Origin of the sequence: Marinobacter lipolyticus (assembly GCF_018424605.1) — a bacterium.
GTDB lineage: Bacteria > Pseudomonadota > Gammaproteobacteria > Pseudomonadales > Oleiphilaceae > Marinobacter > Marinobacter lipolyticus_B.
The window spans coordinates 158,855-173,409 of the sequence record NZ_QTKT01000002.1; the positions used below are offsets into that span (position 1 = coordinate 158,855).

The window sequence follows — 14,555 nt, forward strand, 5'->3', positions numbered from 1 at the left end:
TTTGGAATCAGCAGGTTAGATGGTCAGAAAACGCACACTTCGATGTCAATGACCTTGGGGTCATTTTTATCCGCGGTTTCGCCGGCAATTCGGTCATGGAATCCGGGCCTTAAAAGGCGTTTCCTAGTAGCTGTGTAACTAACTGTTCCAATAACAATGAGATGGGAGGCCGCCATGTTAGGCATACCGCTGGGCTTGATTACCGCCAACGCCGTTGAATGGGTGTTTCATAAACACGTGCTCCATGACATGGGACGAGACCGCAAAAGCTTCTGGGCGTTCCACTGGCACGACCACCATCGCAGTGTCCGCAAGAACGGGTTTCTTGATGAGGATTACCGTCATCCGCCGCTGACCTGGAACGCCCAGACCAAGGAGGTGGCTGCCCTCGTTGCAGGTGCGGCCGCGGTGACGCCCTTGATGCCGGTTGCGCCGTTTTTTGTCGGCACCCTGTATTACTGCGCCTGGAACTACTACCGTGTGCACAAGAAATCCCACCTGGACCCGGAATGGGCCCGTGAGCACCTGCCCTGGCATTACGACCATCACATGGGGCCGAACCCTAATGCCAACTGGTGCGTGACCAGGCCGTGGTTTGACCACGTCATGGGAACCCGGGAGCCAATGGAAAACCGGCGGCCAGCCTGATAATGGCCGTGTCACTCATCACAAGCAGGGTTGATTCATGTCCAATCTGTTGATTCACAACGCCAACGTACTGGCTTCTGTTGCCACCTCTTCGTTATCCGCGTGGCGGGGGTGCCTGGTGGTCAGGCAGGCCGCCCAGCCGGCGAAACCACTGGTGCTCTATGACATGGAGGCCTGCCCATACTGCCGCCGGGTGAGGGAGGCGCTGACGGCGCTGAATCTCGATGTCGACATCCGGCCCTGCCCGAAGGGCGGGCGTCGCTTCCGGCCTGACGCCGAAGCCGCGGGCGGTAAACAGCAGTTTCCTCTGCTGGTAGACGAAAACACGGGCAGTGTGATGTACGAATCCGCTGCGATCGTTGACTATCTGTTTCGCGAGTACGGTGGCCGGCCGGTACCGGCGTATTACCGCACCAAGCCATACCAGCCGGCGCTGGGCTCGCTTGCTTCTGCGGCCAGCGCACTGCGGGGGCTGCGAGCGGTTAGCGGCAGGGTGCCGGCGCAGCCGCTTCACCTCTGGAGCTTTGAGGGCAGCCCGTTCTCCCGCCTGGTCCGGGAGCGGCTGTGTGAGCTTGAGATCCCCTACACGCTGCACAATCTGGGTAAGGAACACTGGAGGGAAATCGGCCCGGCCCGGCAGCGTATCAAGCCCGGGCCCTACACGCCGATTCCGGGCGGTAAGCGGGCAGCGTTTTTCCAGCGGCACCAGCGGGTTCAGGTGCCGTACCTGGAAGATCCAAACACCGGCAAGGGGTTGTTTGAGTCGTCGCGAATCCTGCGATACCTGGATCTCACGTACCGCGGCTGAACCTTTTGCGTAGCCGTCTGTCATGGTGTGAGTGCAACAAAGCCCCGGCCCGCGCTGCAGTGGGCCGGATATCACCCCGACCGCCGGTCAGTGGAGGTGGCTATGGCAAACGGCTTTTCCCGGCGACAGTTTCTGTATGGGGCCGGCGCGTCGATGCTGGCATTGCGGGCGCCGAGCGTCTTTGCCAGTGCCCCCGGCAACGTCGAGGAGTCGCTGGTCACCCGTGCGATTCCATCGTCCGGCGAGCAGATCCCCGCTATCGGCATGGGCACCTGGCAGACCTTCGATGTCGACGGTGATGCCGCGGCGATGGACCAGCGGGTTGCCGTGCTGAAGGCGTTTTTCGACGGTGGTGGGACGGTGGTTGATTCATCACCCATGTATGGCTCGTCCGATGAGGTTATGGGCTACGCCCTGGAAGCGCTGCAGGCGCGTCAGCGGGTGTTTGCCGCAACCAAGATCTGGACCGGAGATGAGTCGGCGACGCGCCGGCAGGCGGAAACATCTCGCGAAAAATGGGGCATAGAGCGCTTTGATCTGCTGCAGGTGCACAATCTGTTGGGGTGGCGCGGGCACCTGGAAACCCTCCGCGAGATGAAGGCCAACGGCGAGGTCCGCTACATCGGCATTACCACGTCTCACGGGCGGCAACACGCGGACTTGGCCGGCATCATGGAATCCCAACCGCTGGACTTTGTGCAGCTGACCTACAACCTGATCGACCGCGAGGTGGAGGACCGCCTGCTGCCGCTGGCCCGGGAACGAGGCATTGCCGTGTTGGTGAACCGGCCCTTCCGGGGTGGTGCGCTGTTCCGCCGTTTCGGGGGCGAACCGCTACCGCCCTGGGCGCAGGACGCCGGTTGCCATAACTGGGCGGAGTTTTTCCTGAAGTACATCATCTCTCACCCGGCGGTGACCTGCGCCATTCAGGCCACCAGCAAAGTCAGTCATATGGTGCAGAATACCGGCGCGATGACGGGCCGCTTGCCGGATGAGGCGCAGCGCCAGCGCATGGCCCGGTTTGTCAGTGCCGGGTGACGTGTCGGTTGAGGGACGGCACCCCCGAATGGGGGTAGTTCAGTCCCATTGCGGAGCAAAGCCCGGATTGGCAATGCGCTCGCCCCGGTCCAATGCGTCGATCGCCGCGATATCATCAGTGCTCAGCCGGATCTTCAGGGCATCCAGATTGGCCTTCTGATGTTTCGGCCGGGTGGACGAAGGAATGGGAACCACCCCTTTGGCACGCACCCACGCCAGCGCAATCTGTGCCGGTGAGGCGTTATGCTCCCGGCCAATGCGGATCAGGGTTTCATTGTCCATCACCTTGCCAACGGCCAGTGGCATGTAGCCGGTTACCTGAATGCCCAGATCCTGCGCGTGCTGGACCACCTTACGGTTAGCCAGAAACGGGTGCACTTCCACCTGATTGGTGAACAGGGTGGCGTCCCCGAGAATGTCTTTCGCCTGATCCATCTGCGCGCAGGTGAAGTTGGAAACGCCGATGTGCTCGGTCAGACCTTCTCGCTGGGCGTCCCGGAGTGCGCCGAGGTATTCGCTCATGGGGACTTCGTCATCCGGTGATGGCCAGTGGATGAGCGCGAGATCAACGTGATCCGTCTTCAGTCGGGCCAGGCTGTCGTGAAGGCTGTTGATCAGGTCGCTGGCGTGGAGCTTGTCGTGCCAGATCTTGGTGGTCAGGAATATCTCGCGCCTGGGGATGCCGCTGGAGACAATGCCGTCGCCCACTTCCGCCTCGTTTTCGTACATCTGTGCGGTGTCGATATGGCGGTAACCAAGAGACAGGGCACTTTTAACGGCGTCTCTGGCTTCGTTGCCCTTCAGGCGAAAGGTGCCCATACCGATGTCCGGAAGTGCGCTGAATGACATGGTGTCCTCCTTTGCGAATGCTGTGTTCTTAATGTGGTGTCCGTGCGCTGGTTCTTCAAGAGGCCCACAGGTATCATGACGGCCCCGTAACCAGATCAGCACGCACCGCGGCAGTGCGTAACAGAGAGGCAGATCATGCTGACCGGCCAGTGCCTTTGCGGCGATATCACCTTCGAATACGATGGCCCTCTCGGGCCTTTGGCACTGTGCCATTGCAGCCAGTGTCGTCGCGCTCACGGCAGCGCCTTTTCCGCCAGTGCGCCGGTCCAGAAAATTCGCTTCCGATTCTTGAGCGGCGAAGACCGGGTGCAGGAATACGAGTCACGCCCCGGTAAATACCGCGCGTTCTGCAACCGCTGCGGCAGTCAGCTGTACAGCCGTGTAGATGCCATTGCCGGTATTCTCCGGCTGCGGGTCGGCGTGATCAATGAACCCCTGGGCAAGGGTCCGGCGCAGCACGTCTTCGTAGGCTCCAAGTCCGACTGGTTCGAGATCACTGACCATATTCCGCAGTTCGAAAAAACCGAAAGAACCAACGACCCGCACTGAGCAGCGGGCCCTGCCCGTTCCCGGGCAATTTATTCCGCGGGCCTGATCCGGTACACCTTGCCGTCGTGTGAATCGGTCAGCAGCCAGAGTGCGCCATCCGGCCCCATGCGCACATCGCGGATACGCTCACCCAGATCCTCGAGCAGGTCTTCTTCCTCCGTCACTTTCTCGCCATCCATGCGCAGGCGCACCAGTTTCTGCATTTTCAGGGCGCCTACGAACAGATTGCCTTTCCACTGCGGGAATTCGTCACCGGTGTAGAACGCCATACCGGACGGCGCGATGGACGGGTCCCAGTAGTGCAGGGGATTGGTAATCCCTTCCATGGTGGTTTTGTCGGAAATAGTGGCCCCCGAGTAATCGATTCCGTAGGTGACTTTGGGCCAGCCGTAATTGTTGCCGGCCCGGAGGATGTTGATCTCATCGCCGCCCCTGGGGCCGTGTTCGTGGCTCCAGATCTCGCCGGTGTCCGGGTGAACCGTCATGCCCTGGATATTGCGGTTGCCGTAGGTGAAAAAGGTATCGTTAGCCGCGGAGTCGCTGAGGAACGGATTGCCCGGCGCAGGGGCTCCGTCGGCGGTGATGCGATGAACGCCCCCGGCGTCGTCACCGGTGTCCTGGGCCCGGTCCATCTCCCCACGATCCCCCACGGCCACGTAAAGGTTGCCCTCGGCGTCAAACACCATACGGCCGGCAAAGTGCCGGTTGGGCTCTCCTCGCGGCGAGGCCTCGAAGATCACCTTCACGTCCGAGAGCCGGTCGCCGTCGAGCCGGGCCCGCGCGACGCGGGTGGTTAACCCTTCGCGGCTGATTTTGTGGGAGTAGCTGAGAAACAGCGTGCGGTTCTGCTCGAAATCGGGATGCAGGATAACACCGAGCAATCCCCCCTGGCCGGTCACTTCCAGCTCCGGCAACCCCTCCACCGGAGCCTCCTGAAGCTTCCCGTCGCGGATGCGTCTGAGTCGTCCATTGCGCTCGGTCACCAGTTGAGATCCGTCGGGCAGAAACGCCAGTGACCAGGGGCGTCCGAGTCCCTCGGCCACGGTTTCCAGCCGAAAATCTGCCGCAGCGGATGAGAAGGTCTCGCTTGCCATGCCAGCCATCGGAGTCAGTGACAGACTGCCTATGAGAGTCAGGTAGGTGCAGGTGCGCATCGGAACCTCCGTCTGTGTCGGCGCATTCGGTGCCAGTCAGTCTATGAGCATAGCAGGTGGTCTGCACTGCGCAGAGGTTCAGACCCGAATCCGAAATGTGCAGGACGAAAAAAGTCCGCCAGGGCAGCGTTTTGATGTTTTAAATTAGAATGATTCGCATTAAGATATAGTCTCTTAATTTCATGACTGTAATAAACCCTGTAACGGAGAATAAGATGTCCCGAATCCCCCAGCCTGCGTTCCGCCGTAAAGCGCTGTTTTCCGCCATCGTCTGTGCAACCCTGCCAGCCGTTGTCGCGGCTCAGGATAGTGAGCCCACTGCGCTGGAAGCGATCAGCGTGACCGCCGAACGCAGCCAGGCGTCGTCCGAGTCCACCGGCAGCTACACCAGCGGAGCCACCACCACGTCCATGAAGATGGAACTTGGCCATCGTGAAACGCCCCAGGCGGTTACCGTGGTGACGCGACAGCAAATGGACGATTTCGCGCAGAACGATATTAACGATGTGCTGGAGGGCACCACCGGTGTCACGGTTGAGTCGGTCGAGACGGACCGGACGTATTACACCTCCCGCGGGTTCGATATCAATAACTTCCAGTACGACGGCGTGGGTCTGCCCGCGGTATACGACAATGTACAGGGTGAGTTGGACACCGCCTTTTTCGACCGGGTGGAAGTGGTGCGTGGCGCCAATGGTCTGATGTCCGGTACCGGTAACCCGTCGGCAACCGTGAATTTTATCCGCAAGCGGCCAACGGCCGACACCAATGCCTCGGTGGCGGTGACGGGTGGTTCCTGGGACAAGAAGCGCATTGTCGGCGACCTGTCCGGGTCGGTCTCTGAATCCGGGGCTGTCCGCGGCCGGGTGGTGGCAGGCTATGAAGACAAGGATTCCTACCTGGATCGGTACAGCAACGAAAAGCAGATGTTCTACGGTGTGCTGGAAGCGGATCTGACCGACACCACGCTGCTGACACTGGGCCATTCCACCCAGACCTCCGATACCGACAGCCCGCTGTGGGGCGCGTTGCCGCTGTTCTATACGGACGGTACCGCCACGGATTATGCCCGCTCCACCAGCACCGCGTCGGACTGGTCCTACTGGGACAACACCCAGCACAACAGCTTCGTGGAATTGCAGCAGGAACTGGCCGGCGGCTGGCGCGCTAAAGGCACGGTGTTCCGCCTCGAGAATGACAGCGAATCCGAACTGTTCTATCAGTACGGTACCCCGGATGCCGAGACCGAAGAAGGGCTGCTTGCCTACCCCAGCCAGTACGATCTCAACGTAGAGCAGTGGGTGGTCGATACCTACGCAACGGGTCCGTTTAATCTGGGCAACCGCACCCACGAGCTGGTGCTCGGCGCCAGCTGGTCACGCTCCGAAACCGTTGATGAGTCGCGGTATGGTCAGGGCATTGGTAATCCGCTGCCCCCGTTGAATGAATGGGATGGTAATTATCCACGGCCTGCGTTCGACAACGGCGTCGCCGGCTCGGACTGGACCGACCGGGAAACCGCCACCTACGCCGCGGGCCGCTGGAGTCTGACCGACAGCCTGACGGCGATCACCGGTTTACGCCTGACCTGGCTCGACAGCAAAGGCGAGAGCTACGGGCTGACCAAGGAAACCAGCTACGATGCAGTGGACACACCGTACGCCGGCCTGATTTACGATCTCAACGACGACCATTCGGTTTACGCCAGCTACACCGAAATTTTCACGCCGCAAACCGAACTGGACGTTAACCGTGACCGTCTGGATCCTATCGACGGCGTGAACTATGAGCTGGGCCTCAAGAGTGAATTCCTGCAGGACCGGGTCAACACCACCGTCGCGTTGTTCCAGACCGAGCAGCAGAACGTGGCGGAGGCCGTCGGTACCTTCCCGGGCACTCAGGATGCCTTCTATCGCGGTGTTGATGGTGTGGAGAGTCAGGGTGTTGAACTGGAGTTCGTGGGTGATGTCACCGACCGCATCCAGTTGTTCGCCGGCTATACCTACGTCGACATCGAAGACAGCGACGGCAACTCGGCGAAATCCTTTGTCCCCGAGCATCTGGCGCAACTGCGGGGCACCTGGAAAGTGCCGGGCATTGAGGGTCTGAAACTCGGCAGCAAGGTACGCTGGCAGTCGTCCATTTCTCAGGAACAGGGCGTTGCCACGGCAGGACCGAACGCTGGCGCAACCATCGTCACCGAGCAGGACAGTTATGCGGTGCTGGACCTGATGGCCAGTTACGACTTTGCCCGTGACTGGAACGCCACCCTGAACGTGAACAACGTGACCGATGAAAAGTACATCGAGAGCCTCAAGAAGTTTGGCACCTCAGCCCAGGGATTCTACGGTGAGCCGGCGAACGCCAGCCTGACCGTCTCCTGGGTGTACTAACCGGTGTTGAGGGCAACGCCAGCGCGTTGCCCTCAACAGGTTTGACGAAGCAAAGGGAGGAAAAGGAATGACGCCCGAACAGGAAATGATTGAAGGATTAAAACTGGCTGCAGGCGCTGGTGTCGTTATTGGCCTGGTTGCCATTGGCCTGGCGGTTGGAGCTGCTGTTGGCGCCTGAGCGCCGCCATTCTTTCCTTGCGATACACTCCGCAGGTTCCGCAATACCCACCATCCGGTAGCAGATACTTCAGGCAGCAGCCTTTGCGCTGCGGAATGGCCGTGGTCTGCCCGCCGAACTCCGCCGGGATCCAGTCGATGAACTGGTTGGCATCGTTACGAAACTCCTCCAGCCAACGCTGGGCCAGGCTGCACAGTGCGTCGGGCTCTGCAAGATTCCACACCGCCGAAAACGGTGCCCCCAGACCCAGTCCGATACTGCTCCAGTAGGCGCCGGGGCTCACACCCAGTATCTGCCGGAACGGCAAGTACCATTCCAAAGTCCGTTTCGCGACCGTCTCAACAAACGTGGCTTCGTCCACGTCGGCGACGCCAGGCGCCTGAAACCAGCGCGATGCGCCCTCCATCGGTTCTCCGGCGGGTGCCAGAAAGATTCGCTGGGGCTCCGGCAATGGCGCCCGGCCGTCGCGGAACAGGCGCAGGGATAGGGGGCCGATCACGTTCAGCGCCAGGTCCTGCTGCAGGACGGAAATCTGTGCCCGCAGCGCCCGAGCGCCGAATAGGTGCGGGTAGTCGATGCCCATCTGGTCAATCAGTAACGATGGCTGCTCGAGGCACTGGGCCAGTGAGAACAGCCCCCGCCGGTCGAAGGCCTGAGGTTGCAGTGCCTGCGCAAAAACCGCCGCCCGCTCCAGGCCGGATGCCTGCAGCAAGCGGTCGAACCGTTCGGCCCAGAGCCCGTGATGCGAACCTGAGTCAGGCCCGGCCATGGCGGCTCAGCCCCCAGAGGAAATAGATGCCGCCCACCAGGGCCGCCAGCAAGCCGGCGGGCAGCTGGCCCGGGAATACCACGATGCGGGAGAGGTAATCGGCGACGCTGAGCAAAAGCCCACCTGCCAGCGCGGCCACGATCAACTGCCGGCCAACGGTTTGCTGGCCCAGCACCCGCGCCAGATGGGGCGCTATCAGGCCGACAAAACTCAGTGGCCCGATGACCACCGTGGCCGATGCCGTCAGCACCGCGGCCACCAGTAACAGTAACAGGCGTGCCCTGGCGACCGGCAACCCCAATGACGATGCCGAGGTGTCGCCGAGAGGTAGCAGTGTCAGCGGGCGGACCGCCAAACACAGCAAGCCACAGATCACCGTAATGAATGCAAGCAGGCCAAGGGCTTCACTCTCTGACACCAGCCAGGTGGAGCCGTACATCCAGTTCAGCAACTGAGACGCCACGGTGCCGCCTGATGCCATGACCAGGCGCAGGCCTGCTTCCATGAACACGTAAAGGGCCAGGCCGCCAAGCAGGAGCTGATTGCCGGCAAACCGGTGTTTGCGGGCCAGCAGAATCAGCAGGCCGAGGGAGGCGGCTGCGCCGAGGGTGGCGGCGCCCAACTGGCCAAGGCGGCCGACTTCGAGTCCAGATAGCACGATCAGCACCATCAGCAGGGCGGCACCACCGCTGATGCCGAGCATCTCGGGGCTGCCCATAGGGTTGCCGGTCATCCGCTGAATCAGTGTTCCGGCGAGCCCCAAAGCAACGCCCGCCAGCATGGCCGCCAGCATTCTGGGGCCGCGCCAGACCCAGGCTTCGTGCCACTGGCTGACGGCAGTCCAGTGCCAGCCATCCAGCCCGGGCGACCAGCTCATTGAGATCACGGTTGTGATCAGCAGCAAGGTCACAATGATGCCGCCGATCAGAGTGGGGGAGCGCCGCCGCGGCAGGAAGCTGGCCGGGCTGGATTCCTGTCCCGGCATGTGGTGGGTGTTTCGGAAACCCTGCAGGGCCAGCAGGATGACCGGCCCACCGATCAGCGCGGTGGTGGTCCCAGTAGGAACCAGGGAGCCATCGCCCCAGGTGGATGCCCAGTGGGCCAGGGTGTCGGCCAGTAGCAGCAGGCCACCGCCCATCAGCGTGCTCCACAGCAATCGGCTGCCGAGGGTACGTGCGCCGAGAAGCCGGGCAAGCACCGGTGCGGCCAGCCCGATAAAGGCAACCACGCCGACCCGGCTGACCACTGTAGTGCTCATCAGCACAACCAGCACCAATGCCAGCATGCGAACAAGCCCCACGCGGGCGCCGAGGGAACTGGCGGACGCCTGCCCCAGCTGCAGCAACTGCAGCGGCCGCATCAGCACGAGCATGAGGAGGGCGGGGACCAGAACCCGCGGCCAGAGATCCATGAACGGACCCCAGTTGTTCTGCACCAGGGAGCCGGCGCCCCAGATGAACAGGTTGCCGAGCCATTCGCCCTTCAGCAGCAGAAACGCCATGTTCATGGCGCCGAGGAAAAAGGTGATCACCAAACCGGCCAGCACCACGGTTACCGGTGAGAAGCCCAGGCGCCAGGTCAGGGCGATAACCAGTCCAATCGCCAGCAAGCCCCCGCCAATGGCGGCCAGATCCGGGCTGAACGCCAGCAGGCCGGGCGCAAACAGCGTTGCCACGGTGACGCCGAACTGCCCGCCGGCCTCGACGCCGAGTGTGGTGGGTGACGCCAGGGGATTCCCCAGTATCTGCTGGGTAACGGCACCCGCCAGCCCCAGCCCGCAGCCGATCAACACGGCAATGGACACCCGCGGTGCCCAGCTGAAATGGGCCATGACTGAGGCATACTGGCTCGCATCGAAGGTCCAGAACGCCTGCAGCAAGGCTACCGGGTCCAGCTGGTTCAGCCAGGGGGTGGCGCTGGCGATCAGTGCCCCCAGCCAGAGGATGCTCGCGGCGATGGGAAGCGAAACGGGGATCGTTGGACGGGCCGAGGGCAGGGAAGTTGAGTCAGCGTACATTGTCAGACCCTCCTGCCAGCAGGCTGTCGGTCAGTTGCATGGCCAACCTTTTGATCTGGAACAGGCCGCCAAAGGGCCAGGTGGTGTCTACCCGGTAAATTCGTTCTTTCTGTACCGGTGGCAAATAGGTCCAGAACGGACTGTTTGCCAGGTTGTCTGCCAGTCCGGGCAGCAGAGGGGAGATCACCACCACGCGGCTGTCCTCATAGGGAGCGATGGCCTCCAGTCCGACCACCGAAAAGCCCCAGAAGTTACCGGCCCTGGGCCAGGCGTTATCGAGCCCGAGGCCATCCAGTACGGTCTGATAAAGGCCGTTGGGGGCGTAGATTCGCACGTGGCGGTCGTCGAGAAAGTTAACCAGCGCGACGGGGCGGTCGGTGAGCCCGGCGGCTTCCAGTCGCTGGCGCTGAGTGTCGAGGGTCTGTTTGATGTCAGCAATAACCGCTTGTGCTTGCTCTTCGCGTTCCAGCATCTCGCCGAGGGTCATCAGCATCTCGGTGGATTTTTCCAGAGGCTTGCTGCCTTCCCGGTACACGCTGATCACATAGGTGGGGGCGATCCGTTCCAGCAGGTCGGCGGCCGGTGCCATTTCGGAACTGGTGACAATCAGGTCCGGTTTCAGCTCGGCGATGGCCTCGAGGCTCGGCGCTACCCGGGTGCCGACGTTGTGTACGCCCTCTGGCAGCGCCGGTTGGGTGACCCAGACCGAGTAGCCATCCCGATCGGCCACCCCGACCGGAGTCACGCCGAGCAGCAGCAGGGCTTCGGTAGCGGCCCAGTTCAGCGCAACGACTCGTTTTGGCGCTTGCTCAAGGGTGATGTGGCCATATTCATGCTGCCAGGTGGCGGCACTGGCGAGGATGGGCAGCAGGTTCAGCAGCAGGGCAACGATCAGTCGGGTTGGCGGGCGGTCAGTGAACATAGGAAACCCACTGTCCGGGCGCCCGCTCCATAACGCCCATTGAAACACCGTAAATCGATTCGAGCATGGCCGCGTCCATGATTTCGCGGGGGCGGCCGTCGGCCACCAACTCGCCGGTTTTCAGCGCCACCAGTCGATCGCAGAAGCGGGCGGCGAGGTCAACGTCGTGCAGTACCACGACCACGGTCAGCTCTCGCTGTTCGGCGAGCCGGTGGACCAGGCGCAGGGTTTCCACCTGATGCTTCACGTCGAGGGCAGAGATAGGTTCATCCAGCAGCAGGCAGCGGGTCTGCTGCGCCAGCAACATCGCGATCCAGGCCCGTTGGCGTTCGCCGCCGGACAGCGTGTCCACAGACCGGTGGCGAAAACGATCGAGGCCGGTATCGGTGATCGCCTGGTCGATCAGGCGGTGGTCCTCATCGTTGTAGCGCCCCAGCGGACCACGCCATGGATAGCGGCCAAGCGCCACCAGTTCCTGCACGGTAAGGCCGTCGGTTCCGGGAGGGTGCTGGGGCAGGTATCCCACGGTGCGGGCGAATTCCCGTGCGCCGGTGTGATGGAACGAGGTTCCCAGAACACTGACGTCACCACAGGACGGCGACATCTGCCGCGCCAGAATTTTCAGCAATGTGGACTTGCCGGAGCCGTTGTGCCCGAGCAGAGCCGTGACCTCGCCTTCGCGAAACTCAAGATGGATGTTGCGAAGGATGGCGGCGTCACCGATACGCACACCCAGGCCGGATACTTTGAAGAACGCAGACATGCAGGCAGGCTCTCTTGCGACTGAGGAAATGGTTGCTGAGGGCCTGCAGAATAATCTAAATGCGAATTACTATCAATGGAATTTAAGGTGAAGCCGGTCAGGATTCATACCTGACCGGTCTGCACGCGCCATTGCGCGGCGTAGGCGCCGTTCTGCTCGAGCAGCTGGTGGTGAGTGCCGCTTTCCACCACCTTGCCGCCTTCGACCACCGCAATGGTATCGGCATCCACGATCGTGGACAGGCGATGGGCAATCATGATCACCGTGCGGTTATGACCGATGCGTTTGAGTGAGCGCTGAATCGCCGCTTCGGTTTCGTTGTCCACCGCACTGGTGGCCTCATCAAGAACCAGAATGGGCGGATTCTTCAGCAGTGCCCGGGCCAGAGACAAGCGCTGACGCTGGCCGCCGGAGAGGCGGATGCCGCGCTCGCCCACGGCGGTATCCAGCCCCTCGGGCAGCGCCTCGATGAAGGACCAGGCCTCGGCGGTTTTTGCCGCCTCAATAATGTCGGCGTCGGAGGCGTCCGGCTTTCCGTAGGCCAGATTCTCGCGGATGCTGCCCTCAAACAGGTACACGTCCTGACTGACCAGGCCGATGGCGTTGCGCAGGGATTTGAGGCTGATGCCCTGAATGGGCTGACCATCAATGCGAATGTCGCCGTGGCTGGGATCGTAAAACCGCAGCAGCAGCTTGATCAGCGTTGATTTACCGGAGCCGGTCGCGCCTACCAGGGCCAGCGTATTGCCAGCTGGCACATGCAGGTTGATGTTGTCGATGCCGGCGCCACTGGTGGGGTAGTGGAAACTGACGTTGGTCAGCGCCACCTCGCCTTTCACCGGTTCCTGCAATGCCGTACCGGCCTGATCGCGGACGTACACCGGCTCCGACAGCAGGTCGAGGATGCGCCGGGTGCTGGCCATGGCGCGCTCAAACAGGTCGATGACTTCCGCCAGACCGGTCAGTGGCCACAGCAGGCGCTGGGTCAGGAACACCAGTACGCCATAGGCACCCACGTTCAGGGTGCCGTTCAGCGCCATCATTCCGCCCACCGTGAAGGTGGCGAGAAAGCCGGCCAGGATGGCCATGCGGATGATGGGAATGAACGCAGAACTGATGCGAATGGCCCGGCGATTCGCTTCCACATAGGCTTCGCTGCTTTCTTTCAGGCGCTGGGCCTCGCGGGTTTCGGCGGTAAAGCTCTTGATGGTGGCAATGCCGCCAAGGTTGTTGGCAAGACGGCTGGACAGGTCGCCCACTTTCTCTCGCACATCCGCGTACAGCGGTCCGGCCTTGCGCTGGAAATAGAAGGCACCCCAGATAATCAGGGGGATCGGCGTGAACGCCAGCAACGCAATTAACGGGGAAAGCACGAAGAAGACAGCGCCGACGGCAACGACGGTAACCAGAACCTGGATCATGGCGTTGGCACCGCCGTCGAGGAAACGTTCGAGCTGGTTCACATCATCGTTCATCGTGGCCACCAACTGGCCCGAACTGCGAGCTTCGAAAAAGCTCATGTCCAGACGCTGGGCGTGTTCGTAAGCGTCCTGCCGCAAATCCGATTGCAGTCGCTGGGCCAGATTGCGCCAGAGAATCTGGAAAAGGTACTCAAACAGGGATTCGCCAGCCCAGATGAAAAAGGTAAGAACGGCCAGGATCGTGATCTGCTCCTGGGCGGTCTCAAATCCCAGGCCGGCCACAAAGCTTTCTTCTTTGTTGACCACCACATCAATGGCCACGCCGATGAGAATCTCCGGCGCTATGTCAAACAGCTTGTTGATGACGGAGCAGGTGGCGGCTGCAATGATCTGCCGGCGATAGCCCCGGGCGTACCTCAGCAAGCGGGCAAGGGCGGCAAAGCTGCTGGTGGTGTTGTGGCTGTGTGAGGACATACTCCGCGTTACTCCCTAAAAACATGCAGGTACGGCGGGCAGGGACAAACAGTGACCTGCGACCATAAAGCCGGCAAGGGTAGCGGATTCGTCGACAATTTAAAACAGAATCATTATCACTTGCGTGTATGGCGTTGCAGCCAGCGATCCAGTTTGTCTGCAAATTCCTTGCGGTCGGTCTGGGAGAATGGCGCCGGCCCCCCGGTCACCTGGCCAGCGTTGCGCATTTCTTCCATGAAGTTGCGCATTGCCAGGCGCTGGCGGATGTTCTCCCGGGTGAAGGCCTGCCCGCGGGGGTTGAACACATCCGCACCCTTGTCGATGGCTTCGGCGGCCAGGGGAATGTCCTGGGTAATCACCAGATCCCCTTCGCTGAGCTGGTCCATGATTTCGTTGTCGGCCACGTCGAAACCCTGCATGACCTGCCGCGCCTTGATGAAGGGACTCGGCGGCAGCTTGATAACGTGATTGGCAATGAACGTGGTCGGTATCTGCCAGCGAGTGGCGGCACGGCAGAGTATCTCCCGGATGGGCACGGGGCAGGCGTCGGCGTCGACCCAGATCGGCATGAT

General features: G+C 61.6%; 13 protein-coding genes. 5 read left to right on the plus strand and 8 right to left on the minus strand.

The window, feature by feature from the left end; genetic code table 11:
* The first annotated feature begins 174 nt into the window (after positions 1–174).
* The 3 genes from DYI22_RS03125 to DYI22_RS03135 all read left to right on the plus strand — a co-directional run bounded on the left by DYI22_RS03125 (position 175) and on the right by DYI22_RS03135 (position 2,494).
* Positions 175–648 (plus strand): sterol desaturase family protein, encoded by a 474-nt coding sequence (locus tag DYI22_RS03125; protein ID WP_213476582.1) that lies wholly within the window; start codon positions 175–177, stop codon positions 646–648.
* A 37-nt stretch (positions 649–685) separates the two neighbouring features.
* Positions 686–1,456, plus strand: coding sequence for a glutathione S-transferase N-terminal domain-containing protein (locus DYI22_RS03130; RefSeq protein WP_213476583.1), 771 nt, complete (start codon positions 686–688; stop codon positions 1,454–1,456).
* 102 nt (positions 1,457–1,558) lie between these two features.
* Positions 1,559–2,494, plus strand: coding sequence for an aldo/keto reductase (locus tag DYI22_RS03135; RefSeq protein ID WP_213476584.1), 936 nt, complete (start codon positions 1,559–1,561; stop codon positions 2,492–2,494).
* Between the two features lie 39 nt (positions 2,495–2,533).
* Here the strand turns inward: DYI22_RS03135 and dkgB are convergent, their stop codons facing one another.
* Positions 2,534–3,343 carry a 2,5-didehydrogluconate reductase DkgB gene (gene dkgB, locus DYI22_RS03140; RefSeq protein WP_213476585.1) on the minus strand — a complete coding sequence of 270 codons (810 nt, stop codon included), beginning with the start codon at positions 3,341–3,343 and terminating at the stop codon, positions 2,534–2,536.
* 135 nt (positions 3,344–3,478) lie between these two features.
* Here dkgB and DYI22_RS03145 point away from each other — a divergent pair, with 135 nt between their 5' ends.
* Positions 3,479–3,892 carry a GFA family protein gene (locus DYI22_RS03145; protein WP_213476586.1) on the plus strand — a complete coding sequence of 138 codons (414 nt, stop codon included), beginning with the start codon at positions 3,479–3,481 and terminating at the stop codon, positions 3,890–3,892.
* Positions 3,893–3,921: 29 nt separating this feature from the next.
* On the opposite strand, the gene DYI22_RS03150 is transcribed toward DYI22_RS03145, so the two are convergent.
* Positions 3,922–5,046 carry a PQQ-dependent sugar dehydrogenase gene (locus DYI22_RS03150; protein ID WP_213476587.1) on the minus strand — a complete coding sequence of 375 codons (1,125 nt, stop codon included), beginning with the start codon at positions 5,044–5,046 and terminating at the stop codon, positions 3,922–3,924.
* Positions 5,047–5,261: 215 nt separating this feature from the next.
* Between DYI22_RS03150 and DYI22_RS03155 the strand changes: the two genes are divergently transcribed.
* Entirely contained in the window at positions 5,262–7,439 is a 2,178-nt protein-coding gene (locus DYI22_RS03155) for a TonB-dependent siderophore receptor (protein WP_213476588.1), read from the plus strand.
* A 125-nt stretch (positions 7,440–7,564) separates the two neighbouring features.
* Here DYI22_RS03155 and DYI22_RS03160 read toward each other — a convergent pair whose 3' ends face one another.
* The 6 genes from DYI22_RS03160 to DYI22_RS03185 form a co-directional block, all read right to left on the minus strand.
* Positions 7,565–8,386 carry a (2Fe-2S)-binding protein gene (locus DYI22_RS03160; protein ID WP_213476589.1) on the minus strand — a complete coding sequence of 274 codons (822 nt, stop codon included), beginning with the start codon at positions 8,384–8,386 and terminating at the stop codon, positions 7,565–7,567.
* The gene (fhuB, locus tag DYI22_RS03165) at positions 8,373–10,403 is read right to left on the minus strand and encodes a Fe(3+)-hydroxamate ABC transporter permease FhuB (protein ID WP_213476590.1); all 2,031 of its coding nucleotides are present in this window, start codon (positions 10,401–10,403) and stop codon (positions 8,373–8,375) included. The genes DYI22_RS03160 and fhuB overlap by 14 nt, the downstream gene beginning before the upstream one ends.
* Positions 10,393–11,325: an iron-siderophore ABC transporter substrate-binding protein gene (locus DYI22_RS03170; RefSeq protein ID WP_213476591.1), complete on the minus strand. Its 933-nt coding sequence runs from the start codon at positions 11,323–11,325 to the stop codon at positions 10,393–10,395. The genes fhuB and DYI22_RS03170 overlap by 11 nt, the downstream gene beginning before the upstream one ends.
* Positions 11,315–12,088: an ABC transporter ATP-binding protein gene (locus tag DYI22_RS03175; RefSeq protein WP_213476592.1), complete on the minus strand. Its 774-nt coding sequence runs from the start codon at positions 12,086–12,088 to the stop codon at positions 11,315–11,317. Before DYI22_RS03175 ends, DYI22_RS03170 begins: the two co-directional genes overlap by 11 nt.
* A 104-nt stretch (positions 12,089–12,192) precedes the next feature.
* Complete coding sequence (locus DYI22_RS03180; RefSeq protein ID WP_213476593.1) at positions 12,193–13,983, minus strand: ABC transporter ATP-binding protein; 1,791 nt, start codon at positions 13,981–13,983, stop codon at positions 12,193–12,195.
* Positions 13,984–14,099: 116 nt separating this feature from the next.
* The gene (locus tag DYI22_RS03185; protein ID WP_213476594.1) at positions 14,100–14,552 is read right to left on the minus strand and encodes a YaiI/YqxD family protein; all 453 of its coding nucleotides are present in this window, start codon (positions 14,550–14,552) and stop codon (positions 14,100–14,102) included.
* Positions 14,553–14,555: the final 3 nt, after the last annotated feature.

Coding starts and splice junctions, on each gene's coding strand:
- DYI22_RS03125 (WP_213476582.1), top strand. CDS start 175: ATGTTAGGCATACCGCTGGGCTTGATTACCGCCAACGCCGTTGAATGG.
- DYI22_RS03170 (WP_213476591.1), bottom strand. CDS start 11,325: ATGTTCACTGACCGCCCGCCAACCCGACTGATCGTTGCCCTGCTGCTG.
- dkgB (WP_213476585.1), bottom strand. CDS start 3,343: ATGTCATTCAGCGCACTTCCGGACATCGGTATGGGCACCTTTCGCCTG.
- DYI22_RS03150 (WP_213476587.1), bottom strand. CDS start 5,046: ATGCGCACCTGCACCTACCTGACTCTCATAGGCAGTCTGTCACTGACT.
- DYI22_RS03135 (WP_213476584.1), top strand. CDS start 1,559: ATGGCAAACGGCTTTTCCCGGCGACAGTTTCTGTATGGGGCCGGCGCG.
- fhuB (WP_213476590.1), bottom strand. CDS start 10,403: ATGTACGCTGACTCAACTTCCCTGCCCTCGGCCCGTCCAACGATCCCC.
- DYI22_RS03185 (WP_213476594.1), bottom strand. CDS start 14,552: ATGCCGATCTGGGTCGACGCCGACGCCTGCCCCGTGCCCATCCGGGAG.
- DYI22_RS03160 (WP_213476589.1), bottom strand. CDS start 8,386: ATGGCCGGGCCTGACTCAGGTTCGCATCACGGGCTCTGGGCCGAACGG.
- DYI22_RS03180 (WP_213476593.1), bottom strand. CDS start 13,983: ATGTCCTCACACAGCCACAACACCACCAGCAGCTTTGCCGCCCTTGCC.
- DYI22_RS03175 (WP_213476592.1), bottom strand. CDS start 12,088: ATGTCTGCGTTCTTCAAAGTATCCGGCCTGGGTGTGCGTATCGGTGAC.
- DYI22_RS03145 (WP_213476586.1), top strand. CDS start 3,479: ATGCTGACCGGCCAGTGCCTTTGCGGCGATATCACCTTCGAATACGAT.
- DYI22_RS03130 (WP_213476583.1), top strand. CDS start 686: ATGTCCAATCTGTTGATTCACAACGCCAACGTACTGGCTTCTGTTGCC.
- DYI22_RS03155 (WP_213476588.1), top strand. CDS start 5,262: ATGTCCCGAATCCCCCAGCCTGCGTTCCGCCGTAAAGCGCTGTTTTCC.